The organism is Streptomyces sp. NPDC007907 (assembly GCF_042959365.1).
Taxonomy (GTDB): Bacteria; Actinomycetota; Actinomycetes; order Streptomycetales; family Streptomycetaceae; genus Streptomyces; species Streptomyces indiaensis.
Genome location: NZ_JBIBKR010000002.1, coordinates 165,005 through 191,668, shown reverse-complemented (window position 1 = coordinate 191,668; position 26,664 = coordinate 165,005). Strand labels below are relative to the sequence as shown.

Annotated in this window: 19 protein-coding genes, 1 tRNA gene and 1 pseudogene; 17 read left to right on the top strand and 4 right to left on the bottom strand. The window is 71.5% G+C overall.

What is annotated here, in order from left to right:
• Window positions 1–26 precede the first annotated feature (26 nt).
• The 4 genes from ACFZDI_RS06900 (at window position 27) to ACFZDI_RS06885 (ending at window position 6,269) form a co-directional block, all read left to right on the top strand.
• A complete protein-coding gene (locus ACFZDI_RS06900) occupies window positions 27–1,520 on the top strand; it encodes a CoA-acylating methylmalonate-semialdehyde dehydrogenase (protein ID WP_234845444.1) in 1,494 nt (497 codons plus the stop codon).
• A gap of 20 nt (window positions 1,521–1,540) precedes the next feature.
• Complete coding sequence (locus tag ACFZDI_RS06895; RefSeq protein WP_391248303.1) at window positions 1,541–2,329, top strand: UTRA domain-containing protein; 789 nt, start codon at window positions 1,541–1,543, stop codon at window positions 2,327–2,329.
• Window positions 2,330–2,400: 71 nt separating this feature from the next.
• Entirely contained in the window at window positions 2,401–3,459 is a 1,059-nt protein-coding gene (gene galE, locus ACFZDI_RS06890) for a UDP-glucose 4-epimerase GalE (protein WP_391248301.1), read from the top strand.
• Window positions 3,460–3,578: 119 nt separating this feature from the next.
• Entirely contained in the window at window positions 3,579–6,269 is a 2,691-nt protein-coding gene (locus ACFZDI_RS06885) for an EAL domain-containing protein (protein WP_391248299.1), read from the top strand.
• 72 nt (window positions 6,270–6,341) lie between these two features.
• Here ACFZDI_RS06885 and ACFZDI_RS06880 read toward each other — a convergent pair whose 3' ends face one another.
• A complete protein-coding gene (locus ACFZDI_RS06880) occupies window positions 6,342–8,162 on the bottom strand; it encodes a glycoside hydrolase family 15 protein (RefSeq protein ID WP_391248297.1) in 1,821 nt (606 codons plus the stop codon).
• A 201-nt stretch (window positions 8,163–8,363) separates the two neighbouring features.
• Here ACFZDI_RS06880 and ACFZDI_RS06875 point away from each other — a divergent pair, with 201 nt between their 5' ends.
• From ACFZDI_RS06875 to ACFZDI_RS06830, 10 genes are all read left to right on the top strand, one after another.
• Window positions 8,364–9,104: a glycosyltransferase gene (locus tag ACFZDI_RS06875; protein ID WP_234845429.1), complete on the top strand. Its 741-nt coding sequence runs from the start codon at window positions 8,364–8,366 to the stop codon at window positions 9,102–9,104.
• A 6-nt stretch (window positions 9,105–9,110) separates the two neighbouring features.
• The gene (locus ACFZDI_RS06870) at window positions 9,111–10,586 is read left to right on the top strand and encodes a glycosyltransferase (RefSeq protein ID WP_391248294.1); all 1,476 of its coding nucleotides are present in this window, start codon (window positions 9,111–9,113) and stop codon (window positions 10,584–10,586) included.
• The gene (locus ACFZDI_RS06865; RefSeq protein ID WP_391248291.1) at window positions 10,583–13,024 is read left to right on the top strand and encodes a lipopolysaccharide biosynthesis protein; all 2,442 of its coding nucleotides are present in this window, start codon (window positions 10,583–10,585) and stop codon (window positions 13,022–13,024) included. Before ACFZDI_RS06870 ends, ACFZDI_RS06865 begins: the two co-directional genes overlap by 4 nt.
• Complete coding sequence (locus ACFZDI_RS06860; RefSeq protein WP_391248289.1) at window positions 13,021–14,856, top strand: glycosyltransferase; 1,836 nt, start codon at window positions 13,021–13,023, stop codon at window positions 14,854–14,856. Before ACFZDI_RS06865 ends, ACFZDI_RS06860 begins: the two co-directional genes overlap by 4 nt.
• On the top strand, window positions 14,838–15,662 hold the full coding sequence (locus tag ACFZDI_RS06855; protein WP_391248287.1) for a PIG-L family deacetylase: 825 nt from the start codon (window positions 14,838–14,840) through the stop codon (window positions 15,660–15,662). Before ACFZDI_RS06860 ends, ACFZDI_RS06855 begins: the two co-directional genes overlap by 19 nt.
• Window positions 15,663–15,670: 8 nt before the next feature.
• A complete protein-coding gene (locus tag ACFZDI_RS06850) occupies window positions 15,671–17,236 on the top strand; it encodes a phospholipid carrier-dependent glycosyltransferase (protein WP_391248286.1) in 1,566 nt (521 codons plus the stop codon).
• The gene (locus ACFZDI_RS06845; RefSeq protein ID WP_391248284.1) at window positions 17,223–18,323 is read left to right on the top strand and encodes a glycosyltransferase; all 1,101 of its coding nucleotides are present in this window, start codon (window positions 17,223–17,225) and stop codon (window positions 18,321–18,323) included. The genes ACFZDI_RS06850 and ACFZDI_RS06845 overlap by 14 nt, the downstream gene beginning before the upstream one ends.
• The gene (locus tag ACFZDI_RS06840; RefSeq protein ID WP_391248282.1) at window positions 18,320–19,636 is read left to right on the top strand and encodes a beta-galactosidase; all 1,317 of its coding nucleotides are present in this window, start codon (window positions 18,320–18,322) and stop codon (window positions 19,634–19,636) included. The genes ACFZDI_RS06845 and ACFZDI_RS06840 overlap by 4 nt, the downstream gene beginning before the upstream one ends.
• A 23-nt stretch (window positions 19,637–19,659) precedes the next feature.
• Entirely contained in the window at window positions 19,660–20,727 is a 1,068-nt protein-coding gene (locus ACFZDI_RS06835) for a GNAT family N-acetyltransferase (protein ID WP_391248280.1), read from the top strand.
• Window positions 20,728–20,851: 124 nt separating this feature from the next.
• On the top strand, window positions 20,852–21,610 hold the full coding sequence (locus ACFZDI_RS06830; protein WP_361115615.1) for a TetR/AcrR family transcriptional regulator C-terminal domain-containing protein: 759 nt from the start codon (window positions 20,852–20,854) through the stop codon (window positions 21,608–21,610).
• On the opposite strand, the gene ACFZDI_RS06825 is transcribed toward ACFZDI_RS06830, so the two are convergent.
• The 3 genes and pseudogenes from ACFZDI_RS06825 to ACFZDI_RS06815 all read right to left on the bottom strand — a co-directional run bounded on the left by ACFZDI_RS06825 (window position 21,576) and on the right by ACFZDI_RS06815 (window position 22,921).
• Window positions 21,576–22,400 (bottom strand): DUF427 domain-containing protein, encoded by an 825-nt coding sequence (locus tag ACFZDI_RS06825; RefSeq protein WP_344367718.1) that lies wholly within the window; start codon window positions 22,398–22,400, stop codon window positions 21,576–21,578. The two genes, ACFZDI_RS06830 and ACFZDI_RS06825, sit on opposite strands and share 35 nt — an antisense overlap.
• Window positions 22,401–22,459: 59 nt before the next feature.
• Window positions 22,460–22,669, bottom strand: a pseudogene (locus tag ACFZDI_RS06820) (aldo/keto reductase); the annotation flags it as partial.
• A 178-nt stretch (window positions 22,670–22,847) separates the two neighbouring features.
• A tRNA-Pro gene (locus ACFZDI_RS06815) sits at window positions 22,848–22,921 on the bottom strand.
• A gap of 98 nt (window positions 22,922–23,019) precedes the next feature.
• Here ACFZDI_RS06815 and ACFZDI_RS06810 point away from each other — a divergent pair.
• From ACFZDI_RS06810 to ACFZDI_RS06800, 3 genes are all read left to right on the top strand, one after another.
• Window positions 23,020–23,559 carry a DUF309 domain-containing protein gene (locus tag ACFZDI_RS06810; protein ID WP_391248277.1) on the top strand — a complete coding sequence of 180 codons (540 nt, stop codon included), beginning with the start codon at window positions 23,020–23,022 and terminating at the stop codon, window positions 23,557–23,559.
• Window positions 23,560–23,725: 166 nt separating this feature from the next.
• Window positions 23,726–24,496, top strand: a complete 771-nt coding sequence (gene cobF, locus ACFZDI_RS06805) for a precorrin-6A synthase (deacetylating) (protein ID WP_234849006.1) — start codon at window positions 23,726–23,728, stop codon at window positions 24,494–24,496.
• Between the two features lie 90 nt (window positions 24,497–24,586).
• Window positions 24,587–26,662, top strand: coding sequence for a DHA2 family efflux MFS transporter permease subunit (locus ACFZDI_RS06800; RefSeq protein ID WP_391248275.1), 2,076 nt, complete (start codon window positions 24,587–24,589; stop codon window positions 26,660–26,662).
• Window positions 26,663–26,664: the final 2 nt, after the last annotated feature.

The window sequence follows — 26,664 nt, the reverse complement described above, 5'->3', positions numbered from 1 at the left end:
CGCTCCGTGAAAGGCCCATGCGCACCATGAAGACCCTCACCCACTGGATCGACGGCAAGCCCGTCGAGGGCACCTCCGGCCGGTTCGGCCCCGTCTACAACCCGGCGACCGGCGACCAGGAGAAGCAGGTCGCGTTCGCGACCGTCGAGGAGGTCGACGCCGCCGTCGCCTCCGCCAGGGCCGCCTTCGCGAGCTGGGGCGGGTCCTCCCTGGCCACGCGCACGGCGATCCTGTTCAAGTACCGCGAACTGCTCGACGCCCACCGGGACGAGATCGCGGAGCTGATCACCGCCGAGCACGGCAAGGTGCACTCCGACGCGCTCGGCGAGGTCGCGCGCGGCATGGAGATCGTGGAGCTGGCGTGCGGGATCTCCGTCCAGCTCAAGGGCGAGCTGTCCACCCAGGTCTCCAACCGGGTCGACGTCGCCTCGATCCGCCAGCCGCTGGGCGTGGTCGCCGGCATCACGCCGTTCAACTTCCCGGCGATGGTGCCGATGTGGATGTTCCCGCTGGCGATCGCCTGCGGCAACACCTTCGTGCTGAAGCCGTCGGAGAAGGACCCGTCGGCGTCCCTCCGGCTGGCGGAGCTGGCCACCGAGGCGGGGCTGCCGGAGGGCGTCCTGAACATCGTGCAGGGCGACAAGACGGCCGTGGACCGTCTCCTGGAGCACCCTGACATCGAGGCGGTGTCCTTCGTGGGCTCGACGCCGATCGCCAAGTACATCCAGTTGAAGGCCGTCGAGCACGGCAAGCGGGTGCAGGCGCTCGGCGGCGCCAAGAACCACATGCTGGTGCTGCCCGACGCCGATCTGGAACTCGCCGCCGACCAGGCGATCAACGCGGCGTACGGCTCGGCGGGCGAGCGCTGCATGGCCGTGTCGGTGGTCGTGGCCGTGGGTGACATCGGTGACGAGCTGGTCGGCAAGATCGCCGAGCGGGCGAAGAAGCTGAGGATCGGCCCCGGTGACGACCCCGCCTCGGAGATGGGCCCGCTGATCACCCGCGAGCACCGCGACAAGGTGGCGTCCTACGTGGCGTCGGCCGCCGAGCAGGGCGCGGAGGTCGTGGTCGACGGCACGGGTTTGACGGTGGAGGGTCACGAGAACGGCTTCTTCCTCGGCGTCTCGCTGCTGGACCGGGTGCCGCTGACGGCGGACGCGTACCGGGACGAGATCTTCGGCCCGGTGCTGGCGGTCGTCCGCGCGCAGACGTACGAGGAGGCCATCCAGCTGATCAACTCCTCGCGCTGGGGCAACGGCACCGCGATCTTCACCCGGGACGGCGGCGCGGCCCGCCGCTTCCAGATGGAGGTCAAGGCGGGCATGGTCGGCGTCAACGTGCCGATCCCGGTCCCCGTCGGCTACCACTCCTTCGGCGGCTGGAAGGACTCCCTCTTCGGAGACCTGCACATCTACGGCAACGACGGCATCGCCTTCTACACCCAGGGCAAGGTCGTCACCACCCGCTGGCCGGACCCGTCCGACGGCGGTATCAACCTCGGTTTCCCGAGCAACTCCTGACACCCGAGGGGGGTTCGTCCATGGCGAAGACCGGTGGCCGGGCGGCCCGCAGCACGGCCGCCCCGGCGCTCGGCCCGCTGGACTTCGCCCTGGACAGGGGCAGTCCCGTGCCGCTCTACCACCAGCTCGCGCAGCAGCTGGAGGCGGCGATCGAGCGCGGGGTCCTCGCCCCCGGGAACCTCCTGGGCAACGAGGTCGACCTGTCCGTGCGGCTCGGTCTGTCGCGCCCCACCGTCCGCCAGGCCATCCAGTCCCTCGTCGACAAGGGGCTGCTGGTCCGGCGGCGCGGGGTGGGCACGCAGGTGGTGCACAGCCAGGTGCGGCGCCCCCTGGAACTGAGCAGTCTCTACGACGACCTGGAGGCGGCCGGGCAGAGGCCGGCCACGGAGGTCGTGCGCAACGAGCTCGTCCCGGCCTCCTGCGACGTGGCCGCCGCCCTCGGAGTGCCGGAGGGCGGCGAGGTCACCGTCCTCGACCGGCTGCGCCGCACCCACGGCCGGCCGGTAGCCCTGCTCCGCAACTACCTGCCGGCGTCCCTGCCGGCCTTCGACACCACCCGCCTGGAGGCGACCGGCCTGTACCGCATGCTGCGTTCGGCGGGCATCACCCTGCACAGCGCCCGTCAGACCGTCGGCGCCCGGGCGGCCACGGCACAGGAGGCGTCCCGCCTGGACGAGCAGCAGGGCGCGGCGCTGCTGACGATGCAGCGCACGGCGTACGACGACAGGGGGAGCCCGGTCGAGTACGGAACGCACGTCTACCGGGCCTCGCTGTATACGTTCGACTTCCAGTTGCTGGTCCGGCCTTGACCGCACTCGGGGGTCGGAGGCAGAGTCGTACATATACACCGTAAACGTACGGCGTCCCAGAGGCCTGGCTCATGAGTGCACCGTCCACCATCCTGATCACCGGCGGAGCCGGTTTCATCGGCAGTCACGCCTGCGCCGAACTCCTCGACCATGGCTACGAGTTGATCGTCGTCGACGACTACTCCAACAGCACGCCGCAGGTCTTCACACGGGTGCAGCGGGTCGCCGGACGCTTCGTGGGAGCTGTGTACGAACTGGACATCCGTGACCGGCGAGCCCTGTCGGCGGTGTTCCACCGGCACGCCGTGGACGCCGTCGTGCACTTCGCCGCCCTGAAGTCGGTCAGCCGGTCGGCGCGGATGCCCCTGGAGTACTACGACACCAATATCGCCGGCACCACGTCCCTGCTGCGCACCATGCAGGAGCACGAGGTGCACCGGCTCATCTTCTCGTCCACCTGTTCGATATACGGTGATGCGGCGCACGGGCCGCTCGACGAGTCGGCGCCCGCCCGGCCGACCAACCCCTTCGCCGCCTCCAAGTGGGTCTGCGAGCAGATCCTGGCCGACGTGTGCGACCGCCGGCCCGAGTACGCCGTGATGTCCCTGCGCTACTTCAACCCGGTCGGCGCCCACCCCAGCGGGCTGCTCGGCGAGGCCCCGCACGACCCGCCGGGCAAATTGGTGCCGTCGCTGGCCCAGGTGGCCTCGGGGCAGCAGGAACGGCTTCGCGTGTTCGGCAACGACTACCCGACGCCCGACGGGACCGCGATCCGCGACTACGTGCACGTCATGGACACCGTCGAAGCGCTCCGGGTGGCGCTGGACCGGCTCGGCGACCAGTCCGGCATGCGGGTGTACAACCTCGGCAGCGGCGAAGGGAGTTCGGTCCTCGACGTCCTCACCCAGTTCTCCCGCACGACCGGCCGGAACATCCCGTACGAGGTCGGCCCGCGACGCCTCGGTGACGTGGCAGAGTTCGTCGCCGACGCGCGCGCCGCCGCACGCGACCTGCACTGGCGCCCCACCCGGGACCTGGACGCGATATGCCGGGACGCCTGGCGGTTTCACAGGCTTCATCCGCACGGTTACGCGAACTCGCCGCATCGCCCCAAGCTGAAGGAGTACTGAGTGATCCGATCCGACCTGACCGCGGACCGGCCATGACCTCGAACGCCGCCCCGGGCTGAGGGCCACCCGCGTACACGGCTGTTCCGGGCTTCACCGACCGACCAGAGGAGGCGTGTGCCATGCCGTCGGTCCACAGGCTGATGGCCGCCCACATCGCGCTGACCGGGGCAGCCTGCTGTCTGTATCTGGCCTGGCCCGGTCTGCGGCAGCCACTGTGGGCGGTCGTCGTCCTGGCCGGGGCGGTGGCCGTCGTCCTCGGGGTCCGCACCCACCGGCCCGGTCACCGATGGCCCTGGCTGACGCTCGCCGCCGGGCTGACCGTGGTCGCCGTCGGCGGCACTCGGGCCCATGTGCAGGGGGCGTACGTCCAGGTCTCCGGACCGGCTCCGTCACCGGTGGACGCCTTCGGCCTCGTCGCCTACCCGCTTCTCGCCCTGGGGGCGTTCGGTCTCGTCCGGTACCGCCGGGGAGGGCGTGCCCTGCCCGGCCTGCTCGACGCGCTGATGGTCACCACGGGACTGGCCCTGGTGGGATGGATCCACCTGGTGGAACCGCTCGCCACGCGGGGAGGTCTGACCTGGCAGCAGCGTGCCCTCGCCCTCGCGTACCCGCTGGGCGACATGATGCTGCTGGCGATACTGGCCCGGCTCCTGCCCCCGAGACCGCTGTCCGGCCGCGACCGCGCCGCGGGGTTGCTCGTCCTGGGCACGGTGGCACTGCTCCTCTTCGACCTCGCCGCAGGAATTCTGCTGCTCGACGGCGGAATGCCCTCAGGCGCCCTGCCCGGCTTCGGCTGGATCCTCCTGTGCACGGCGTGGGGGGCGGCCGCGCTGGATCCGTCCATGACCGGGCCGGCGACGCCCCGGCCGCCGCCGCGGCCCCTCCCGGGGCCCCGGGTCCGGCTCGTCCTGCTCGCCCTGGCCACGCTGGTGCCGCCCGCGTTCCTGCTCGTCGAGCGACAGGCGGACCGGATCCGCGGCGCGGCGGTACCGGCCGCCCTCGCCTGTGTCCTCTTCCTGCTCGTGGTCCTGCGGCTGGCGGGCGTGGCCGCGGCCCACCCCAAGGGCTCGGCCCATGAGCGGGTGCCGCGCACGCCACCGCGGGCGAAGGATCCGCACGCGGCGGGTGAGGCGTACTTCCGCACACTCCTGAGCAGCACCTCGGACGTCGTCCTGGTCGTCGGCGACGACTCCACCGTCCGCTACGCCAGCCCCTCGGCGCGGGCCCTGTTCGGCCGCCCCGAGGTGGCCGGGAACGCACTGCGGGACCTCATCGACCCCCAGGACCGGCAGCGCGTCGACAGGACACTGGCCGCCCTGGACGGCGGTCCGGGCCGGGACGTCCACGACCACTGGAGGGTGGCGGGGCGGGGCGGTCTCGTCGAGGCGGAGGCGCACTGCCGCGACCTGCGGACGGACGAGAGCGTCGGAGGTCTCGTCGTCACTCTGCGGGACGTGACCGAGCAGCGGAAGGTGCGGCACGAACTCTCGCACCGGGCCTTGCACGATCCCGTCACCGGCCTGCCCAACCGCACCCTGCTGCTGGAGCGCATCGGCAGGGCCTTGCTGCGCGACCGCCGGGAGTCCTCCCTGGCCTGCGTCCTCCTCATCGATCTGGACGATTTCAGGACCGTCAACGAGACCCTGGGGCACGCGGCCGGCGACCGGATCCTGAAGGCGGTGGGCGCGCGGCTGTCGGAGACGCTGCGGCGCACCGACACCGTGGCCAGGCTGAGCGGTGACGAGTTCGCGGTGCTGATGGAGGAGGCCCGGCAGCCCCTCGACGCGGAACTCCTCGCCGAGCAGGTGATCCAGGTGCTGGACCGGCCCTTCGAACTGCCCGAAGGGCCGGTCCACGTCTCCGCGGGCGTGGGGGTGGCCACCGCGCTGGACAGCGCCGACGCCGAAGAACTGCTGACGTGCGCCGGACTGGCCGTCTATGCGGCCAAGTCCGCCGGGAACCGGCAATGGCGCCGTTTCGTGCCGAGACTGCGCGTCCGGGGGGCCGAGCGGCACGACCTGCACGCGCGGCTGGACCGTGCGATCGCCAGGGAGGAGTTCGCCCTGCGCTACCAGCCCGTGGTGGACATCGCCGGCGGCCAGGTCATCGGCTTCGAAGCGCTGGTGCGCTGGCCGCAGGCCCGGTGCGGGCTGGTCTCGCCGGTGCGGTTCATCCCGCTCGCCGAGGAGACCGGCCACATCAGGCCCCTGGGCGCCTGGGTGCTGCGCAAGGCCGCCGCTGACATGGCCCGCGTCCAGCAATCCGCCGACGGGGGCGCGGCACCGTACATCAGTGTCAACGTCTCCGGGCGTCAATGGCAGGACATCGGGTTCCTGGACGAGGTGAGAAGGGCCGTCGCCACACCGGGTCTCGCCCCCGGCTCGCTCCAGCTGGAACTCACCGAGTCGGTGCTCGTGCGCCGGGACGACCGGCTCGACCAGGTCCTCCGGTCGTTGAAGGAACTGGGCGTGCGCATCGCCGTCGACGATTTCGGGACCGGCTTCTCCTCGCTGCGCTACCTGCGCGACTTCCCCGTCGACATCCTCAAGATCGACAAGACGTACATCGACGACATCCCGCGGGACCCCCGGCAGGCGGCACTCGTGCGGGGGATCGTGTCTCTCGCCAGGACGCTCGGGCTGCAGATCATCGCCGAGGGCATCGAGCAACGCCGGCAGCGGGACCTGCTGACGGCCATGGGCTGCCGGTTCGGGCAGGGCTACCTGTTCGCGCGGCCCATGACGGTGGAACAGAGCGCGGTCGCGCTTCGGCGGCACTACGGCGACCCTTTCCACTCGGACGTCCGGTGACGGGCCCCATGGGCAACCCCGTCCACAGGGGCCCCATGGGCAACCCCGTGGACGGGGGGCTGGGAGGGACCGTCAGGACAGGTGCCTGGGACGGCCCCGGCGCGGCGGTGCGGCGGACAGGGCGAACGCCGTCTCCGCCAGCGCGAGATGACTGAACGCCTGCGGGGCGTTGCCCAGCTGGCGTCCGGTCTGCGGATCCCACTGCTCGGCAAGCAGCCCGACATCGTTGCGGACGGCGAGGACGCGTTCGAAGACCTCGCGGGCGTGCTCGGTGCGGCCGTCGGCCGAGAGGCCGGCGGCGTACCACAGGGAGCACGCCACGAACGCGCCCTCTCCGCCGGACGCGCCGTCCGATCCGTCGCCGTCGCCGTCGCGCGAGCAGCGCCGCAGGAAGCCGCCGTGGTCCAGATGACTCATCGCCCGTACCGTGCCGCGCACCCGGGGGTCCGAAGGCGGCAGGAAACCCAGGCGGGGCATCAGCAGACTGGAGGCGTCCAGGTCCGGTGACCCGTAGGCCTGAACGAACGAGTGCTGTCCGGCGTCCCAGCCCTCGCTCAGCACCTGCCGGCGCACCTCGTCCCGCATGGCACGCCATTCGGCCGAGGAGCCGTTGCGGCCGAGGAGCTCCCCCATCCGTACGGCGCGGTCGGCGGCCACCCAGGCCATGACCTTGGAGTGCACGAACTGGCGCCGCGGGCCGCGCACCTGCCACAGTCCCTGGTCGGGCTCCCGCCAGTGCCGGAGCAGACAGCCCATGAGCGCCTCCACCAGGTCCCACACGTGCGCGGGCATGGGGATGCCCGCCCGCAGGGACAGGGAGAGCGTGTCCAGCACCTCGCCGTAGACGTCGAGCTGGAACTGGCCGACCGCGGAGTTCCCGAACCGCACCGGCCGGGATCCCTCGTAGCCCGGGAGCCAGGGTGCCTCGGTCTCGGGCAGCAGGCGCTGGCCGCCGACGCCGTACACGGCCTGCAACTGGGCGGGGTCGCCGGCGATGGCCCGCACGAGCCAGTCCAGCCAGGCGGTGGCCTCCTCCCGGTAGCCGCTGCGCAGCAGGCAGGACAGGGTGAGGGTGGAGTCGCGCAGCCAGCAGTAGCGGTGGTCCCAGTTATGGTCGCCGCCGATGCGGCCGGGCAGTGAGGTGGTGGGCGCGGCGACGATGCCGCCGGTGGGGGCGTAGGTGAGGGCCTTGAGAGTGATCAGTGAGCGCACCACGGCGTCCCGCCACGGTCCCTGGTAGCGGCACTGGCCGGCCCAGCGACGCCAGAAGTCGACGGTCTCCTTCATGGCCGTCTCCGCCGGCACGGACAGGGGTGCCGGCGGATCGGGCCGGTGGGACGGTGACCAGGCCAGCGTCAGCGCCAGCCGCCGTCCGGCGGGCACGGTGAACTCCCACACGGTGGCGTCGGTGTCGCCGAGCGCTGTGACCTGCCCGTCGGCGCCGAGCCAGACGGCGTCCGGCCCGGCGACCGCCACGGTGCAGTGCCCGGCGTCGCGCACCCACGGCACGACCCTGCCCTGGTGGAAGCGCAGCCGCAGATCGCTGCGCATCCGCACGGCACCGGACAGTCCCTCGATCACGCGGACGAGGCAGGGCAGCTGGGTGCGCGGCGGCATGAAGTCGGTGACGCGGACGGCGCCGTCCCCGGTCCCCCACCAGGAGTCCAGCACCAGCGTGTCCTGCCGGTAGGCGCGCCGCACGCAGCGGTCGGCACCGGGGTCCGCGGGAGCGACGCGCCAACGGCCGTTGCCGCTGTCGCCCAGCAGTGCGGCCAGACAGGCCGGCGAGTCGAAGCGGGGCAGGCACAGCCAGTCGACGGAGCCGTTGCGGCCGACCATGGTTGCGGTCTGGAGATCGCTGAGGAGGGCAAAGTCCTCGATCGGTACGCTCATGATCACCGTCCTCCGCCACCCGCGACGGACGCCGTCGTGGTTTACGGCGTATACATACATCGTCGCCCGGGCGGGAGTGCCCGTCAACCCGCATCCACCTCGACTTGACGCTTCAGCACGAATCGGCACAAGATGCTCGTATACGTCGTAAACGTACGGCGACGCGCCCGCGCCGCCGGCTCGCGACGGAGGTGAACTCCCGTGCACATCTGCGAGGGGATTCCCCCGTGTCTCAGGCGCCCCCCGGTCGAACTCGAGATCGTCATCCCCGCCGTCAACGAGGAGCGCCGTCTGCCCCGCACCATCGCGACGACGGTGGGCTACCTCCGGGGGCAGGTCTGGTCGTCGGCCGTCGTCGTGGTCGACAACAACTCCGTGGACTGCACGAACGACGTCCCTGAGCGCTTCGACAGCCCCGGCACCCCGGTCCATGTCATCGGGTGCAGCGAGCCCGGTAAGGGTGCCGCCGTACGGCGGGGCATCGTCACCTCGACGGCCCGTTACGTCGGCTTCCTCGACGCCGACAACGCGACCCCGGTCGAGACCCTCGACAAGGTGCTGCCCCTGCTGCGGCAGGGCTGCGCCGCGGTGATCGCCTCACGGCACGTCGACGGTTCCCGATTCGAGGTCGAGGAGTCGGCGATGCGCCGGTGCGGCGGCTGGATGTTCCGGCGGCTCACCCGTCTGACCCTGCCGGACATCGCCGACACCCAGTGCGGCTTCAAGTTCTTCGACGGGCGGCTCGCCCGGGAAGTGGCGGCCCGCTGCCGCGTCGACGGGTTCGCCTTCGACGTGGAGTTGCTCGCCCGGATCGTGCGGGCCGGCGGCACGGTCGTCGAGGTCCCGGTCGCCTGGACGGACATGCCCGGATCGACGTTCTCCGCCCGACACGACGGCATCCGCTCCATGGCGGACGTGCTGCGCATCTCCCTCTCACGGTGACACGTCATGAATGCACTCGAGCACCTCGCCCGGACCAACGTGCTGTTCCTCAACTGGCGAGATCCTGCCCACCCCCAGGCCGGCGGAGCGGAGGCGTACTGCTTCGAGATCGCCAGGCGGCTGGCCCGGTCCGGCGCGCGGGTGACCCTCTTCACCGCGCGCTTCCCGGGCTCCAAGCACGTCGAGTGGACCGACGGTGTGCGCGTGCTGCGCGACGGCGGCACCTACGGCGTCTACCCCGCCGCGGCCCGGCACCTGCTCGGGAACCGGCACACCTACGACGCCGTGGTCGACTTCCAGAACGGCATACCGTTCTTCTCCCCCCTGTTCACACCCCGCTGGACCGCGGACGTGTGCGTCATCCACCACATCCACCAGAAGCAGTTCGACCTGTTCTTCCGGTGGCCCATGAACGCCGTCGGGCGACTGCTGGAGAAGCAGATCAGCCGCCTGGTGTACCGCGGGCACGCCATCGTCGCCGTCTCCCCCTCCACACGGGAAGGGGTCCGCGCCGAACTCGGTTTCCGCAACCCCGTCTATCTGGTGCCCAACGGCAGCCCGAGCCCGTCGACCGTCCCGGTCGTCCGGGCCGCCGCACCGACCATCGCCGTCGTCACCCGGATGACCCCGCAAAAGCGCGTGGACCTCCTGCTGCGGGCCCTGCCCGCACTCCGCGAACGGTGGCCCGGCCTGCGGGTGGATCTCGCGGGCGACGGCGGTGAACTGCCCGACCTGCGCGCACTCGCCCGCCGGCTCGGCCTCGACTCGACCGTCACCTTCCACGGCCATGTCACCGAGGAGCGCAAGCGGGCCCTGCTCGGCGGCGCGTGGCTGACCGTGGTGCCCTCCGTCGCCGAGGGCTGGGGCCTGACCGTGATCGAGGCCAATTCCATGGGCACCCCCGCGGTCGCCTTCGACGTCCCAGGACTGCGCGACGCCGTCAGCCAGGGCCACAACGGCTGGCTGGTCCCCGACGGCGGGCCGCTGTCCGACGCGCTCGCCACGGCCCTCACCGAACTGTCCGACGCCGATGCCCGCGACCGGGCCGACCGGCGCTGCCGCGCCTGGAGCGCGCGGTTCTCGTGGGACGACAGCGCCGAGCGGCTCGCCCAGGTGATCCTCGAAGAGGCCGGGCGCGTGCGTCGGCACCGCAGGTCGCGCCGACGGGACAGCGACCTGACGGTCCTCACCTCGTTCCGGTCCCCGAACGGCGACCACGTCGAACGCACCCTGAAGACCCTGCTGCGGGAGACCGACCGGTGGACCCGCCAGGGCGACGCCTTCCAGTTGCTGCTGCACGGCTGCGACGAGTTGCGCGCGTTCCAGGCGCTGCGACGGCTCGGGGTGCCCGACGCGGCCTTCCGGCTGGCGCACCGGCGCGAGGAACTCGTCGCGCCGGAGACGGACAGCCCCGATGAGGACGTCCGGCCGTGGCCGACCACCGACCAGCCCGCTGCCCGGGACCGGCGGGAGCCCGCATGAGTGCCCCGCGTTCCGCGACGATGCACCGTCCGGCCAGCCGCCCGGACGTGGTGAAGGCCGTACACGGCGCCCGCTGGTTCACCGGGGCGGCCCTCGCCGTGGGCGCCGTGAACTACGGGTACGCCCTCGTCCTGACCAGGCTGCTGGACGTCGGCTCCTACGCGCGGTTCGTCGCCGGGCAGTGGCTGCTGCTGAGCGCGGCCACCGTGGCGACGGTGACGGTGCCGTGGGTGCTGGCGCAGGCACTGGCCCGTGCCCGGTCGGACGCCGAGCGGGGCGATGCGGGCCGTTTCGCGGTCATCACGAGCACCTGCGGCGGCCTCGTCATGGGCAGCGTCGTCGCCGCCGTCACCACTCGGTTCGCCGGGTCCGCCACGACGCTGGCGCTGGCGCTGAGCACGGTCCTGATCTATGTGACGACGGTGACCGCGGGCTGGCTCCAGGGCGAGGAGCGGATGCGGACGCTGTCGCTGCTGCACGTGGCCGAGGTCCTGGTGAAGATGGCGGCCGGGGTGTTCCTGGTCGTGGCCCTCGGACTGGGCGACAGCGGCGCGCTGGCGGCCTTCGGGATCGGCGCGCTGCCGCTCCTGCTGTGGTGGCCGTCCCTGCCGCACGGCAGCGGCCGGCCCTGGCGCAGCGCGTCGGCCAACCGGGACCTGTGGCGGCGGGCGCTCGGCATCGCCCGGCTCCAGGGACTGGTGGCGCTCATGGCGGCGGTTGACGTGGTGCTGGTGACGATGCTGCCCACCGACCCCTCGGAAGCGGCGAGTTTCCAGGCGAGCGTCACCCTCTCCCGGGTTCCGCTGTTCGTGGCCAGCGCGGTGTCCTTGGCGTTCTTCCCCGCCCTGTCCCGACGGCGGGCCGGCAGTCGGCTCAGCGCCAGCGCCGTACGAATGTACGTCCTCGGGGCCCTGCCACTCACGGCGCTGCTCGCCACCGTGCCGGGTTCCGTGCTGAGCACCGTCTTCCCGGCCGACTACAGCATGATGAGCACCTTGATGGTCTTCACCGCGCTCACGGGTTTCACCGTCGGAGCGGTCAATCTGGCCGTCACCTTCTCCCAGGCCGTGGACGACTACGCCTGCGCACGCTGGCAGATAGCCGGACTCGTGGGTTACACGCTCGCGATCCTCGCGGGCTGGCACATCGACGGCGTCCGGGGCATCGCCGTCGGCGGGGCACTGGGCGCCGCAGGTGCACTCGCCCTGCTGCTGGGCCGGCTCGTCCACCGCCAGGGCACGGTCTTCCTGAGGGGCACGCCCCTGCTGGAGCCGCTCGTGCTCGTGGCGGTGCTGGTGGTGCTGCGCCCGTTCCCGCTGGTGTGGCTGATCGCCGCGACTGCCGTCGGAATACGGGCCGTCGAGCGGTTCCTGCGCCGGCCGGGTGCGCCGGACCCCGCGGAGGACCAGACCGAGGTCACCGTCGGGCACTCATCGGCGGATCCGTCCGCCGGCCTTCCAGAGACGACCACCGACCGAACGGGCGGAGCCATGGCGCCTACGCGAACCGACCTCACGAACACCTACACCCCGGGCGCAGAGGAGCGACCCGACCGCCTGCTCGTGCGGGCCGTCTGGCGTGGCGACGCCCGGCCGGCCGGTGACGCCGCGCTGCGTCACGCGCTGGGGCTCGCCCGCGACAACCAGGTGGAGGGCCGCCTCGCACGCGCGTATCCGCTGCAACTGGCGGACGTCGTGGCCGAGGTGGACAACGCGAACGAGCTGTTCCGGGAGAACCTGACGGAGGTGACCGGCCGTCTGTTCGCGGCCGGCATCCCCACGGTGCTCATCAAGGCGGACCTGGCCGGTGACTACGTATACGGCAACTTCGACCTCGTGGTGCCCGACGGGCGCTGGGAGGCCGCGTGCAACGCCCTTGAGGGCTGGTACCTCGACCGTTCGACGTACTGGCTGGAGCGTTCGACGAAGGTGCTGCTGGAACCGCGCAGCGGCCCGGCGGCCCATCTGCACACCGCGGTGTCGTGGTTCGGCGTGCCGGTGCTGCCCACCCACCGGCTCTTCGAGCGCGCCGTCCCGTCCGGGGGGCCATGGCTGGTGCCGTGCCCGCCCGACGAGTTGCGCATCTGGCTTGCGCACGGCCTGTTCCAGAACCTCACCTTCGATCTGTCGGAGCTGTTCGCGATACGGAAGCTGCTGGCGCCGGGCATCGTGGCCGAGGCCCGGCACGAGGCGGCCCGCGAAGGATGGGCGGCCGGGGTCGACCGGGCCCTGGCCGTGGCGGCCGGGGCGATGCGTCGGCTGGACGAGGGCATGCCGCTCAGACTGCCGGTGCCCCTCCCGGTGGGCATGTCCTTGCAGGTGGGTGCGGTGCACGCAGTGCACCTCCTGCGCCACGGACGTGCTCGGGTCGCGGCGCGAGAGGCGGCCCTGCGGGTACCGCTCGTCGTCGCCAAGAGGCGAAGGATGCTCCTGTCATGAAACAGCGCCCCCTGCTGATCTGTGTGTCCGGGCCGGACGGCGCCGGGAAGTCGTCCCTGGTCGGTCGTATGACGACGGATCTGCGTGATCACGGGTACGCGGCTGCGGCCCAGTACTGCTACGGCTGCGTCGTGTGCCGTCGACTGCCCCAGCGCGTCCGGTCCCGTTTCACCGCCTCCCCCGGGAAGCCCAGGTCGATCGCCTCGGGCCTCGGCACGTGGGTCGGTCGGCTTCACGGCTGGGTGGACGCGGCGGAACTCGCCCTCCGCCTGGCGGGGGCGACCGGACGGGTACGTATGACGGCTCGGGGACGGCCGACCGCGGTCGTGACCGATCGCGGTCCGCTCGACGGTCTGGCGAAGTTCGACCCCGCACCCGGCTCCGGCCTGGCGGCCGTCTTCAGCTGGCTGATGAAGGCGTACCGGGTCACTCTGCTCCTCGACGCGGAGCCCGCCGTACTGGCGGAGCGCGACGGCGAATACGGGACCCGTTCCTTGGGGGACCTTCGGGACCACTACCGGCGCTGGGCCGCACGGCGGTCGTTCGTCCACGTGGTGGATGCCGCAGCTCCGCCCGCCGCGGTCACGGCCGAGGCCATGAGGCGGGTGCTGACGGAGCGGGAGACACCGGCCACGGGGGCCGGACGGCGGGGCGACACGGCGGACGGAAGGAAGCACGTGGTGATCTCGACCTTCGACGACACCCGCAACCCGCACTACCACGGCGGGGGCGCGGTGCTCGTGGACAAGGTCGCCCGGCGCCTCGCCGAGGAGCACCGGGTCACCGTCGTCACCGTGGCGGGGCACCGCGGAGCCGAGACCCGCGACGGTGTGCGGTACCGCTTCCTGCCGCTCGGCTGGGCCGGACCACGCTTCGGCCAGCTGCTGTACCACGCGCTGCTGCCGCTGACGGCCCGCCGACTGCCCCACGACCTGTGGCTGGAGGGCTTCACACCGCCTTTCTCCACCAGTTTCCTCCCGCTGTTCTCACGAAGCCGGGTGGTGGGGGTGGCCCAGGAACTCAGCGGCGCTGCCATGTCACGCAAATACCGCCTTCCCTTCTTCCTGGTCGAGCGGTTCGGGCTCCGGTTCTACCAGGACGTCGTCGTCATGAACGACATCGATGGCGCAACCGTCCGCCGGTACTCGCCCGAAGCCGTTCCCCACCTGATCCCCAACGGCGTCGAGCGGCCGCTCGTCGCCCCCGAGCGGTTCGGCACCGGCAACTACATCGCCTTCCTGGGACGCGTGGACGTCTGGGTCAAGGGACTGGACCTCCTCCTCGCCGCCCAGTCCCGCGGCGCGCCGTCGATGCCGTTGCTGCTGGCCGGTGCGGGCGCCCGCGGGGAGGAGACCAGACTCGCCGGGCTGCTCGACGAGACCGGCGGCGCCGCCCGCTGGGTGGGTGAGGTGACGGGAACGGAGAAACGGCGCTTCCTGGAGGGCTGCGCCTTCACGGTTCTGCCGTCCCGCAGCGAGACCTTCGGCATCGCGGCGCTGGAGAGCATGGCGTACGGCAAGCCGGTGCTGCACTTCGATCTGCCCACCCTGCGGTGGATGGACGGCGGTGGCGACGTCGCTGTCCCCGCCTTCGACGTGGACGCTCTGGCACGGCAGTTGCGCGATCTCGCGGCGGACGAGCAGATGCGCCACCGACTGGGGCGCATGGCGTACCGGACCGCGCAGTGGTTCTCGTGGGAGCAGACGACGGATCAGTACCTGGCACTCGTCCGGCGGCTGCTGGACCCGCCCGGTCCGTCCAGGAGTACCGCCGAGGTGACCGCCCGGGGAGCGAAGCGGGAGGGAGCAGGGTCATGGCAGCAGATCCACTGACCGCCGCGATCGACGCGGGCACGCCGCTCGTCGTGCTCTCCCCGCATCTGGACGACGCCGTCCTGTCCTGCGGTGGGTTGATGTCGCACGCCGCCGGGCGCACGAAAGTGAGGGTGGTGACGTTCTTCACGGAGGCCGGCGCCCCGCCGTACACCCTCTCCGGGCGACGGTACCTGAGGCAGGTCGGGCAGCCCGACGCCGAACTCCTGTACAGGGACCGGCGCGCGGAGGACCGCGAAGTGCTGGAACGGCTCGGAGTGGACTGGCGTCACCTGGGGCTGAGCGACTGCCTGTTCCGCCGCAAGCCCGGAGCGTCCGGCGGGCGGGCGGGCTGCCTACGGCGGGTGCTGCCCGAGTCCTGGTACGTCTATCCCACCTACCGGCTGCACATCTCCACAGGCCGGATCTCCCGGCACGACAGCGACACGCTGAGCCGAGTGCGGGCGTCGCTGGAACAGCTGGCGGCCCCTCCGCATACGGTCCTGCTGGCCCCCTCGGGCGTGGGCGGACACGTGGACCACGTGCTGGTGCGGACCGCCGCGGAGCTCAGTGGCCGGACAGTGGTCTACTACAGCGACTTCCCGTACAACCAGCAACACCGCCTCGACCTCGACTTCGTCGAGCGCAATGCGCTGGTGGAGGTGGAGTGGTCAAGGCAGCTCGCCCCCAAGGTGGAGTTGGTGCGCGGGTACCGCTCGCAGGCGGACGCACTCTTCCCCGGAGGCGTCATCCCCGTGGTACCGGAGGTCTACCTGCTCGCGGACGGTGACCGGGTGAGCCACGGCCCAGCAGGGGGTGCGCGATGATGGTTCTCGTGAGCAAGGCCATTCCGGTGTCGGTGGCGCGACTCCGGGCGTGGGGCATAGGAAGGCTCTGGGTGGTGGCCGGCACCGCCGCGCTGCTCACCGGGTTGGTGCGACTGCTCGGATTCGGCCCTTCGGCGGACGTGTGGGTCGACGAGGTCTACTACTGGCACATCGGTCACTCCGTGGAGGCCGGGGGCTTTCCGCGGTATAGCGGTGACCTGTTCTTCCTGCACCCGCCCGGTTTCTTCTATCTCGAGGGCGCCTGGGAGCGGCTCTTCGGCTGGCGGCCGGACGTCATCTCCGGGGTGTACGAGATGCGTCTGCTCAACGCACTGCTCGCCAGCGTCACCGTCGTGGTGCTGGTGCTGCTGGTGGCGCGCCTCACCAAGTCCACGTCCGCCGCGATCGCGGTGGGCCTGGTCTTCGCCCTCGATCCGTTCGTCCTGCGGCTCAACCAACGCGTCCTCATAGAGACGTCGATGATGCTCTGGCTGCTGCTGGGTTACCTGGTACTGCTGCCGTTGGCGCAACAGCATCCACCGGTCAGGGCATATCGTCGCGCTGCCGCAGGCGGCCTCCTCTTCGGCCTGGCCATCCTGACGAAGGACGTGGCGGCCCTCATCACCGTGCTGCCGCTGCTCGTGGCATCAGTGTTCGCCTGGCCGCTGCGGCGGCGGTCCCTGCCGTTGGTCGCCGCGGGCTGCGCCACGGTGCCGTACGCGGTTTACGTCAGCATCGTGGTGGCGGCGGGCCACTTCGACGTGTTCTGGACGGTGAAGACCCTGGGCATCAAACGGCTGCTGGGCCAGGTCCAGGCGACCGGATTCAACTCGCGTGGCTCGCCACCCCTCTCCGAGCGCATCGTCGAGGAGCTGACCAACTTCGGAACCACGTATGTGCTGCTCGCCCTTGGCATCCCGGCGCTGGTGATGCTGCTGCGTCGCGGTGGTCCAGCACAGCGTCTCATGGCGCTCTGGTACATGTCGGCAGCTTTCGCCACCGCCTACGCCGTCCTGAAGGGCACGCTGGAGGAGCAGGTGACGTACTTGCTGCTCATACCGACGATGGTGATCGTGGCGATGGCGGCCGTACAGCTGCGCGAGCGGCGGACCAAGCGCCGGCGGCGTGTCTCCTTCCCCGTCGTCGGAACGGTCCTTGCGCTGGCGCTGGCCCTGACATGGTCGTCGGTGGCGTACGCACGGGGCAGGGCGCAGCCGGACGACGGCTACGCACGGATGCGCCAGTACATGGTGGAGCACCTTCCCGCGAACAGTCCGGTCATATCGACGAGCAGCTCGGTGGACCTGATCCTTGACGACCGCTATCGCGTCGGCCAATGGCTCAAGCCGCAGGACCGGGCGAGGGCGAAGGTGTCGTACATGGTCGTGCCGTGGCGGTTGGTCGAGCAGGGTTATTCCTGGTTCACCCCGCGACAGGTGCACGGCCTCACCGAGCAGGGTGCCCTCCTGTTCTCCTTCCGCGGCCGCACGTACGGCACGATTGCCGTGTACCTGCTGCCCGTGCCGCCCTTGCAGCCTCCGGGTGCCGGAAAAGCGGGCGGTGGCGGTGGGTAGCCGGCCGGAGCGGCGCCGGGTGCTGCTTTTCACCAGTGGGCCCTGCGAGGGCGGGGCGGGAGCCGACACCCAGCTGGCCGCGTCGATCGCCGACAGCATGCCGGACCGGGACTTCCTCTGGTTCACGCGGTGGCCGTCACACGGGCCGCCCGGGGTGGCACGCGGCAGGGGCATCCCCATCGTGTCGCGGGACGGCGCCCCGCACGTCCCGGAGCGGCTTCAGGCGGCCTGCGCCGGGGGCATCCTTGCCCGCCGCTCGGATCTGGTGCACGCGGTCCTGACGATCGGCGGGACGTACCCGTTGTTCTCCCGGTTGCGAAGGTGTCTGCTCGGTGGTGGTCCGCTCATCCACACGGTGCCCGGGGTGATGGACGTCGGTCTGCTGGAGCGGGCGCGGCCGCTGGGCACGACGGTCGCCCTGTCGGAGTCGACGGCCGGGCAGCTGCGCGCGGCCGGGTTCGGAGACGTCCGAGTGATTCCGCCGACGATCCCGTTGGACCGCTGGCCGTGGCGGCCGCGCGCTCGGGGCACCCCCGTCGTGCTGTTCGCCGGTCACCATGACCCTCAGGGCGGCGCACGCGAGGCGATCGCCGTCGCTGCGGAGGCGTACCGATCGGGGGCGCGGTTCCGTCTCGTGCTGGCCATGCGAGGCCGGCCGGGGCAGAACGAGCGCGCGCTGGAGGCGGAGCTGCGGGCTTCGGCAGCCGCGGAAGGGCTTCCGGAGATCGATGTCCGCGGCCATGTCCCCGACATGCCGGGGCTGCTGTCGGCGACGGATGTTCTCCTCTTCCCTCCCCGGGCGCTCGGCGGGAAGGCCGACATCCCCTTCATCGTGCTGGAGGCGCTGGCCGTAGGCCGCCCCGTGATCCTCAGCGACCTTCCGCAGTTCGCCGCGCTGGGTGACGTGGTGCTGCGTGCTCCCGTCGGGGACCGGCTGAGAGCGGGCGAGCTGCTGACCCGGCTCCTCGAGCAACCGCAGTGCTGGGAGATGCTCGCGCGGCGTGGACGTGCCACGGTTGAAGAGCGGTTCGGGCTCGATCGCTTCCGAGCTCAGTACGAACTTCTGTACCAGGAGGTCGTGGCATGAAAGCGTCACGGCGGGGCGCGGTCCGCCGTGCGGTCCGGCGGGCCGCGCTCTACCGGAAGCACTTCGGCGTCATCGCGGCCGCCTTCCTCATCATGGCGTGCTTCCGCGTCCCCCAGGACGACAAGGGCTACTACTTCGGAACCCTGCAGACCAGTCCTCCCAAGGCGAGCCTGGAGCGGAGCAAGGGCATCGCGGTCGCCCATCTGCAGATCTCCTGGGACCAGTACGAGCCCCGGGAAGGCGTCTACTCCTCTGGCTACGTAGACAGCGTCAAACGCTCTCTCGGGCGGTTCCAGCGGTCGGGGTCGCTCGTGGAGGTGAGCCTCGGCCTGAACCACGCCCCGAGCTGGCTCTTCGAGAAGTATCCCGAAGCCGCCTATGTGAACCAGCACGGAGATCACCTCACGGAAACCCCCAACATGGTCTTCAGCCAGACCGTGCGGGAGAAGGCTCAGCGCTACATCAACGCGGTGGCCCGGGACATCGGGCTGGAACACTTCTGGGCGATCCGAGTCGTCGTGAGCGGCACCGGCGAGTTCACCTACCCCGCGGGGGACACGGATCGTCCCGGCCACACCTACTACTGGGCGTTCGACGAGAACGCCCAGAGTCCGAAGAGGGCGGGGCGGCCACCGACCGTCCCCGCGAACCCGTTTCCGGACTGGAAGCCGGGAGAGCGCGCCTACCGGGGAAACGCATTCACCGAAGCCCAGGTGCGGCAGTGGTACGACTGGTACCAACGGGCCCTCTCCGATGCCGTGAACTGGCAGATCAGGTCATACAAGGCGCTGCGTTACCACGGGTTTTTGAAAATCCTGATACCGGGCAGCGGCTATTTCCCGCAGGACTACCGCCGCGCCGTCAGCAGTCGTCTGGACCAGTCGGACGAGAACCGGCTGATCGCCCTCGGGGTGGGTTACTACAGGACCCTGGGCCAGATCCGCGACCGCCGGAACGTGCAGATCGTGCCGACCTCGCTCGTGGACGGCACGGGAGAGCCCAAGAACAATGGCTGCAGCCCCACCGATCGCCGGGTGAACGTGCTGGACCCACCCCGCCACGTTCAGGAGACCTGGTCGTCGATGCGCTGGATCAGTCGGGTCGCGCGGTACTACCACTTCTCCCTGCTGAGCGGAGAAAGCGCCGGAAACCATGTGAGCCCCTACTACCCCGGAGTCATGAACGATGCGGCGCAGCAGATGAAGAGCTGCGGACTGCAGGGCCTGATGTGGGCGTTCGACCCCAACCTCTACAACGGCACTCCGGGTTCGTCACTGGCGGACTACTCCGCGGTGATCTCCCGGTACAACTGACCGGCACAACCGAGGTGATCCCGATGGACGTCACGGTGCTGCGTCCCGACGAACTGACCGCCGCCGACCTCGCCGCCTGGGCCGCCATGCAGCGCGCGGACCTGCGACTGGCCAACCCGTTCCTCGCCCCCGAGTTCGCCATGGCCGTGGGCCGCCGTCGTGCCACAGCCCGGGTGGCCCGCCTCACTGCGGGCGCCGGCACCGTCGGGTTCTTCCCCTTCGAACGGCACGCCCTGGGATCAGGCAAGCCGATCGGCTGGGGCTTCTGCGACTGCCAGGGCCTCGTCCACCGGCCGGGCCTGGACTGGGACCCCCTGGAGCTGCTCAGGGCGTGCGGTCTGGCGCTCTGGGAGTACGACCATCTGGCCGAGGGCCAGACGCCCTTCGAGACCGGGGGCACGCCGCACACCCGGGCGGCCTCCCCCGTGATGGAACTCGCCGGCGGCCACCACGCCTACCTCGAACGGCTGCGGCCCAAGGTGCTGCGCGCCGCGCGGAACCAGGAACGCAGACTGGCCCGCGACGTGGGGCCGCTCCGTCTGGACTTCCACACACCCGACCCCGCGCTGCTGGACACCCTCTGCCGCTGGAAATCCGCCCAGCTCCGGTCCCGGGGACAGCGCGACCCGCTCTCCCAGGACTGGTTCCTGGCGATCCTCCGGGAGCTGCTCGATCTGCCGTCCGAGTCCTGCTCGGGCACGCTGACCGTGCTCCGCGCGGGCGGGACCCCCGTCGCCATGCTCTACGGGCTGCGGTCACGGGAGGTGTACGCCACCTGGTTCCCCGCGTACGACGTCCGCTTCGCCAAGTACTCGCCCGGGATCCTCCTCCATCTCAAGTGCGCCGAGGCCTCGGCCGAACGCGGCATCATCCACGTCGACCTGGGCAAGGGCACCTCCCGCTACAAGGACGCGCTGAAGACGGCGGACCTCACCGTCACCGAGGGCTACGTCGGCCGTCGCACCCCTGGGGCGGTCCTGGGCCGGCTGCGCAGGGCGTCGAGCCGCACCGCCCACACGGCGATCAACGCCGACCCGCGGGTCCACCGCGCGGTGGTCAGGGCCGTCGGCGCGGTGGACCGTTTGCGCTGACCGAGACCTGCCCGACCGGGTGCGGCCTCCCGGCCGACCGGAGTTCCGCGACCTACGATGTACGCGTACGCGCCCGCGGATGCCGGGCCACGTCGGGAGACCCTCCCGGGGACGAGGAGGCCGCATGACCGAGCAGCGAGCCCGAGGCCGTGGCAAGGGCGGTGCGGCCGCGCCGGCCCCCGCCCGCCGCGCCAGCGACCGCGGCCGGTACGGCCGGCTGAACCGGGAGCGGGTGCTGGCCAGCGCGCTGGCGCTGGTGGACCAGGAAGGCCTCTCCGCCCTCAGCATGCGCCGCCTGGGCACCGAGCTCGGCGTGGAGGCCATGGCGCTCTACCGGTACGCGTCGAGCAAGGACGCCCTGCTGGACGGGCTGGTCGAGGCCTTGTACCTGGAGCTGGAGGAGCGGCTGGCCGCCGACGGGGACGAGGACACCGACTGGCGGGCCGGGCTGCACCGGATCGCCCGGGCGACCTACGCCGTATGTCTCGCACATCCGCAGGCGGTGCCGCTACTGGCCACGCGGCTGCTGGCGGTCCCCCTGGCCCGGCGGCCCGCCGCGGTCCTGCGCGATCACGAAAGGGTGCTGGCCATCCTGCGGGGCGCCGGGTTCGACGAGGCGACGACGGCCGACGTGTTCCGCGCCTTCACGGCCTGGCTGCTGGGCTACGTCTCCGTGGAACTGCGTCCGGTGGTCGACAACCCGGACGAGACCGACCCGGCCTTCCGTCTGGGGCTGCACCGGTTGTCGGCAAAGGAGCTGCCGACGCTGCGGGAGACGGCGGCCGCACTCGTCGAGCAGGGCGGTCTGCAGGGCCTCGCGGCCGGTCTCGACGCCCTGCTCGACGGCTTCACGAACGGCTCCGCTTCCGCAGCATCCGGGTGAACGGCGTCTCCGGCCGCTCCAGGCGCTCGCCGTCGAGCGTGATGTCGACGACCTCGTTGAAGAAGGCGACGCGCCCCCGGATCGCCGCCACGGCGGGCAACGGCTCGGGGTAGGTCCACACGAGGTTGGGCGGCACGTCGGCCTCGCCGCGCCAGGACCAGTAGGAGGCGGTGCCCTTGTAGGGGCATCCGGTGTGGTGGTCGGTGGCGTCGAACAGGTCGAGGCGCACGTCCTCGCGGGGGAGGTAGTACCGCGTGGGCAGGGACGTCTCGAAGAGCAGGACCGGGGTGCGGCTGTCGGCGACGAGCTGCCCGTCGACCTCGATTCGCACGTGCCGGCTGCTGGGCAGCGCGTCGACACGTTTGTGCGGGTCACGGGGGTGGATGAAGATCTCCTCGTCCTCCTCGTACCAGTGGTCGAGGCCCGTGTCGGTGCGCAGGAACCACTCGAAGGCGATGTGGCCGGCCAGGTCGTCCGCGGGGAACGTCCAGGCCGCGTTCGCGCGCACCTCGCCGTCCGCGTCCAGGTCGTAGAAGACCCGGGAGCCGGTGTGGGCGCCCGTGGGCGGGCTCTTGGCCGGACGGAGGAGGTCGGTGCGGACGTCCCGCGCCGGGAAGGCGTACTGCGGGACGGGCAGGTGGGGCTCCCACACGAGCACCGGGTGCCGGCTGTCGACGACGGTGACGTCGCCCTTGCGGCCGCGCACCCAGCGCTCGCTGGGCTCCCACATGAGGCCTTCCGGGGTGGTGCGCAGCGAGCGGGCGCCGGGGTGGGCCGGGTGGGTGGTCATGGCCGGTGCTCCTTCCGGAGGTGGGTCCGGATGCCGTTCCCCTCCACGGTCCCACGCTCTCAGTGCGCCGCGTCCAGCCGCGCTCGCTGCTCCGGGGTCGGCTCCAGGTCCACCGCGGCCAGGTTCTCCTCCAGCTGGGCCACCGAGGAGACCCCGGCCAGCGGCACGACGGGCAGGTCGCCGCCGATCGGCCAGGCGAGCACCACCTGGTTGACGGTCGCGCCGCTCTCCCGCGCCACCTCCCGCAGTGCCGCGAGCCGGGGCGGGGTACTTCACGGGTGTCGCTCCCTCCGGTGCACCGGGTCTCGGGCACGCAGGGGAGTCTTCAGCTTGGAGTGCTCTCGAGGTCAAGGGCTCGCACACCGCAGACGCCCAAGCACACGCACACGCACACGCACACAACAAAAGGGGCCCCGCAGGCATCGGCCTGCGGGACCCTTCGCACCGTCGGGACGACAGGATTTGAACCTGCGACCCCTTGACCCCCAGTCAAGTGCGCTACCAAGCTGCGCCACGTCCCGGTGCGCGCCACCCGCGGTGAACCGCGTGATCGCGCGAACAGCACTTTACCCCACACCCCTGGCCGCGCCGAAAGCGGGCCGGGCGGGACAATCGGCGTATGGGCAGCACAGGACAGACCGACCCGGGCCGGCCGGGCGACGCACGGGACCGCGACAGTGAGGGGCGGGCCCGCAACGCCCGGCCCCGGGACGGACTCGGACGGCCCCTGCCGTACGGCTCGGACGGTGTGCCCCGGCAGCCCGAGGGTGTCGTCCGCACTCCGGAGGAGACCGTCAGCGAGGCGCAGCGGCTGCTCGACGAGGGCAAGCCGTTCCACGCGCACGAGGTCTTCGAGGACGCGTGGAAGTCGGGGCCCGACCGGGAGCGCGAGTTGTGGCGCGGCCTCGCCCAGCTCGCCGTGGGGCTCACGCACGCCGCCCGGGGAAATCTGACCGGTGGGGCCCGGCTGCTGCGGCGCGGGGCGGGCGCGGCCGAGGCGTGGGTGGCGGAGTCGGGGCAGTCCCTGCCGCACGGCATCGACGTGGCGAGTGTGGCCGCATGGGCACGGGAGCTGGCCGGAGACGTGGAGCGGCACGGCCGGGCGGTGGACGCGGGGGTGCGGGCGCCTCGGCTGCGGGGTGCGGCAGCCGGGAGCTGAGCCGCCGCACCGATGTGCCGGGGCCGACGAGCCCGAAACGCCGGCGCCGACGAGCCGCCTCGGCGTGCCCGCCCGGCAGTCTCGCCGTCCCCCGTGAACCCCCGTCCCGGCCCCCGACCTCCACCGCGGTGAAAACGCCCTCACCCCCGTGCGGCAGACTCGGGGCGTGCGAAAGATTCATGTCATCGGTATCGGCGCGGGCGACCCCGACCAGCTCACTCTCCAGGCGGTCCGGGCGCTGCGGAGCACGGACGTGTTCTTCATCCTGGAAAAGGGCGAGGTGAAGGCGGACCTCACCGGGCTCCGGCGGGACATGCTCGACGCGCACGTGCCGGAAGGGACGTACCGCGTCGTCGAGGCGCGTGACCCGGAGCGGGACCGGAGCGCCGGCGGTTCGGCGTACTCCCCCGCCGTCGGGGACTGGCGCAGCGCCCGCGCCGACATCTACGAGCGGCTGATCTCCGAGGAGCTCGGCGAGGAGCAGACCGGCGCGTTCCTGGTGTGGGGCGACCCGTCGCTCTACGACAGCACGCTGGGGATCCTGGAGGAGGTGCTGGAGCGCGGCGCCGTGGCGTTCGAGTACGACGTCGTACCCGGCATCAGCAGCGTCTCGGCGCTCGTCGCCCGGCACCGCACGGGGCTGAACCGCGTGGCCCGGCCGGTGCAGATCACCACCGGCCGACGGCTGGCGGAGGGCTTCCCGGAGGGCGTGGACGACGTGGTGGTCATGCTCGACGCCCACCAGACCTTCCGGCAGTACGCGCAGGAGGACGTCGACATCTACTGGGGCGCCTACATCGGCACCCCGGACGAGATCCTCGTCTCCGGCCCGATCGCCGAGGCCGCCCCCCGCATCGAGCGGTTGCGGGCCGAGGCCCGTGAGCGCAAGGGCTGGATCATGGACACGTATCTGCTGCGCCGGCATCCCCGCGACTGACGGGACCGGCGGGACTGACGGGTCCATCACCGGGCACCCGTGCGGACGTTCTGGCATGCGCACGTAGCCCACAGGTGTGAAGGTGACGACGTGACCGTCGTGGAGGAAACCGCCCTGCCCGCCTCCCAGCCGCCGGTGCTGGACACGCGTCGCCGCAACGTCGTCTTCGTGACGATCATGCTGGGGATGCTGCTCGCGGCCCTCGACCAGACCATCGTCGGCACCGCCCTGCCGACGATCGTGTCGGATCTGGGCGGGGCGGATCACATGTCGTGGGTGGTCACCTCGTACCTCCTCGCGGAGACCGTCGCGACCGTGCTGGTCGGCAAGTTCGGCGACCTGTTCGGCCGCAAGGCGGTCTTCCAGGTCTCGGCCGTCGTGTTCATCACGGGTTCGTTCCTGTGCGGTCTGGCGACGAACATGTCGCTGCTGATCGCCTGGCGGGCGATGCAGGGCATCGGCGCGGGCGGTCTGATGGTCACCTCGATGGCGCTGATCGCCGATGTGATCCCGCTGCGCGAGCGCGGCAAGTACCAGGGTGCGATCGGCGCGGTGTTCGGGGTGGCCACCGTCATCGGGCCGCTGCTGGGCGGGCTGTTCACCGACCATCTGACCTGGCGGTGGGCGTTCTACGTCAACGTCCCCATCGCGATCGTGGTCGTGGTGGCGGCGGCCCGGACCATTCCGGTGGTGAAGTCGGTCACCCGGCCGGTCATCGACTACCTGGGCATCGCGCTCGTCGCGGTCGGGGCCGGTGCCCTGATCCTGGCGACGAGTTGGGGCGGCAACGAGTACGCCTGGGGCTCGGGGGTGATCATCGGGCTGTTCGTGGGCGGCGCCCTGGCCCTGGCGCTGTTCTGCCGGGTGGAGCTGCGGGCGCGCGAACCGATGCTGCCCATGCGGCTGTTCGCCAACCCGGTGTTCACGGTGTGCTCGGTGCTGAGCTTCATCGTCGGCTTCGCCATGCTCGGCGCGCTGACGTATCTGCCGACGTATCTCCAGTACGTCGACGGCGACTCGGCCACGATCTCCGGTGTGCGGACGCTGCCGATGGTGGCGGGGCTGCTCATCGCGTCGGTCTTCAGCGGCACCGTGGTCAGCAGGACCGGGCAGTACCGGATCTTTCCGATCGTCGGCTCGCTGGTGATGGCGGTCGGCCTGTTCCTGCTGTCGCTCATGGGGCCGGACACCGGCGCGGGGCTGGAGTCCCTGTACATGTTCGTGCTGGGCAGCGGCATCGGACTGTGCATGCAGGTCCTGACGATCGCGGTGCAGAACACGGTCGACTACGCCGACCTGGGCACGGCGACCTCCGGCGTGACCTTCTTCCGTACGCTGGGCAGCTCGTTCGGCACAGCCGTCTTCGGCACGATCTACACCAACGCGCTGGCGCCCAACCTCCGTGACGGGGTGGCGCAGGCCGCTCGGACCGAGGAGGTGGACCCTGCCACCCTCGGCCGGGCGGCGACGAGCCCGGAAGGCGTGCACGAGCTGCCGTCGGCGGTGGCCGCCCCGATCGTCGACGCCTACGCCGACACGCTCCAGACCGTGTTCCTGTGGACGGTGCCGGTCGCCGCCCTGGGCTTCCTGGTCGCCCTGTTCCTCAAGCAGGTCCGGCTGCGCGACACCGCGCGGACGGGCTCGACCGACATGGGCGAGGGCTTCGGCTCGCCGAGCGGCGCGGACTCCCGGCGGGTGCTGGAGGCCGCCGTCGGCAAGATCATCGGCGGCACGGACCTGGACACCGCCCGGCGGATCGTCCTGGAGTCCGACACCCGGCTCGACGTGGCCGGGGCCTGGGCGGTGATGCAGGTCGAGCTGTTCACGCGGATGGTCGGCCACGCGAGTCTCGGGCTGATCGCGGCGCGGCGCAGGCTGCCTCCGGAGGTGCTGCTGCCGGTCTTCGAGCGGATGGTGGAGGAGGGGTTCCGGACCCGTGCCGGCTCCGTGCTGTCGCACACCGAGGCGGGCGCCCGTGAGGCCGCGGTCCTCACCCGGGCCTGGGCCGACTGGCTGGAGGACCGGCTGGGGCGGGACATCGACCGTCCCACGGACAGCGATCTGCGCGTGGCGGTCGACGCCATCGCGAAACGGCTGCTGGTGGAGGACCTGAGCCGTGGGCTGCCGCGCAGCGCGGAGAAGTCGCTCGCGGCCGGCTCGGTCTGAGC

Bases quoted from the DNA above. Each gene is read 5' to 3' on its own strand.
- ACFZDI_RS06860 (WP_391248289.1), top strand. From the start codon at position 13,021: ATGAAACAGCGCCCCCTGCTGATCTGTGTGTCCGGGCCGGACGGCGCC.
- ACFZDI_RS06865 (WP_391248291.1), top strand. From the start codon at position 10,583: ATGAGTGCCCCGCGTTCCGCGACGATGCACCGTCCGGCCAGCCGCCCG.
- ACFZDI_RS06855 (WP_391248287.1), top strand. From the start codon at position 14,838: ATGGCAGCAGATCCACTGACCGCCGCGATCGACGCGGGCACGCCGCTC.
- ACFZDI_RS06810 (WP_391248277.1), top strand. From the start codon at position 23,020: ATGGGCAGCACAGGACAGACCGACCCGGGCCGGCCGGGCGACGCACGG.
- galE (WP_391248301.1), top strand. From the start codon at position 2,401: ATGAGTGCACCGTCCACCATCCTGATCACCGGCGGAGCCGGTTTCATC.
- ACFZDI_RS06840 (WP_391248282.1), top strand. From the start codon at position 18,320: ATGAAAGCGTCACGGCGGGGCGCGGTCCGCCGTGCGGTCCGGCGGGCC.
- ACFZDI_RS06880 (WP_391248297.1), bottom strand. From the start codon at position 8,162: ATGAGCGTACCGATCGAGGACTTTGCCCTCCTCAGCGATCTCCAGACC.
- ACFZDI_RS06885 (WP_391248299.1), top strand. From the start codon at position 3,579: ATGCCGTCGGTCCACAGGCTGATGGCCGCCCACATCGCGCTGACCGGG.
- ACFZDI_RS06830 (WP_361115615.1), top strand. From the start codon at position 20,852: ATGACCGAGCAGCGAGCCCGAGGCCGTGGCAAGGGCGGTGCGGCCGCG.
- ACFZDI_RS06900 (WP_234845444.1), top strand. From the start codon at position 27: ATGAAGACCCTCACCCACTGGATCGACGGCAAGCCCGTCGAGGGCACC.
- ACFZDI_RS06895 (WP_391248303.1), top strand. From the start codon at position 1,541: ATGGCGAAGACCGGTGGCCGGGCGGCCCGCAGCACGGCCGCCCCGGCG.
- ACFZDI_RS06870 (WP_391248294.1), top strand. From the start codon at position 9,111: ATGAATGCACTCGAGCACCTCGCCCGGACCAACGTGCTGTTCCTCAAC.
- ACFZDI_RS06825 (WP_344367718.1), bottom strand. From the start codon at position 22,400: ATGACCACCCACCCGGCCCACCCCGGCGCCCGCTCGCTGCGCACCACC.
- ACFZDI_RS06835 (WP_391248280.1), top strand. From the start codon at position 19,660: ATGGACGTCACGGTGCTGCGTCCCGACGAACTGACCGCCGCCGACCTC.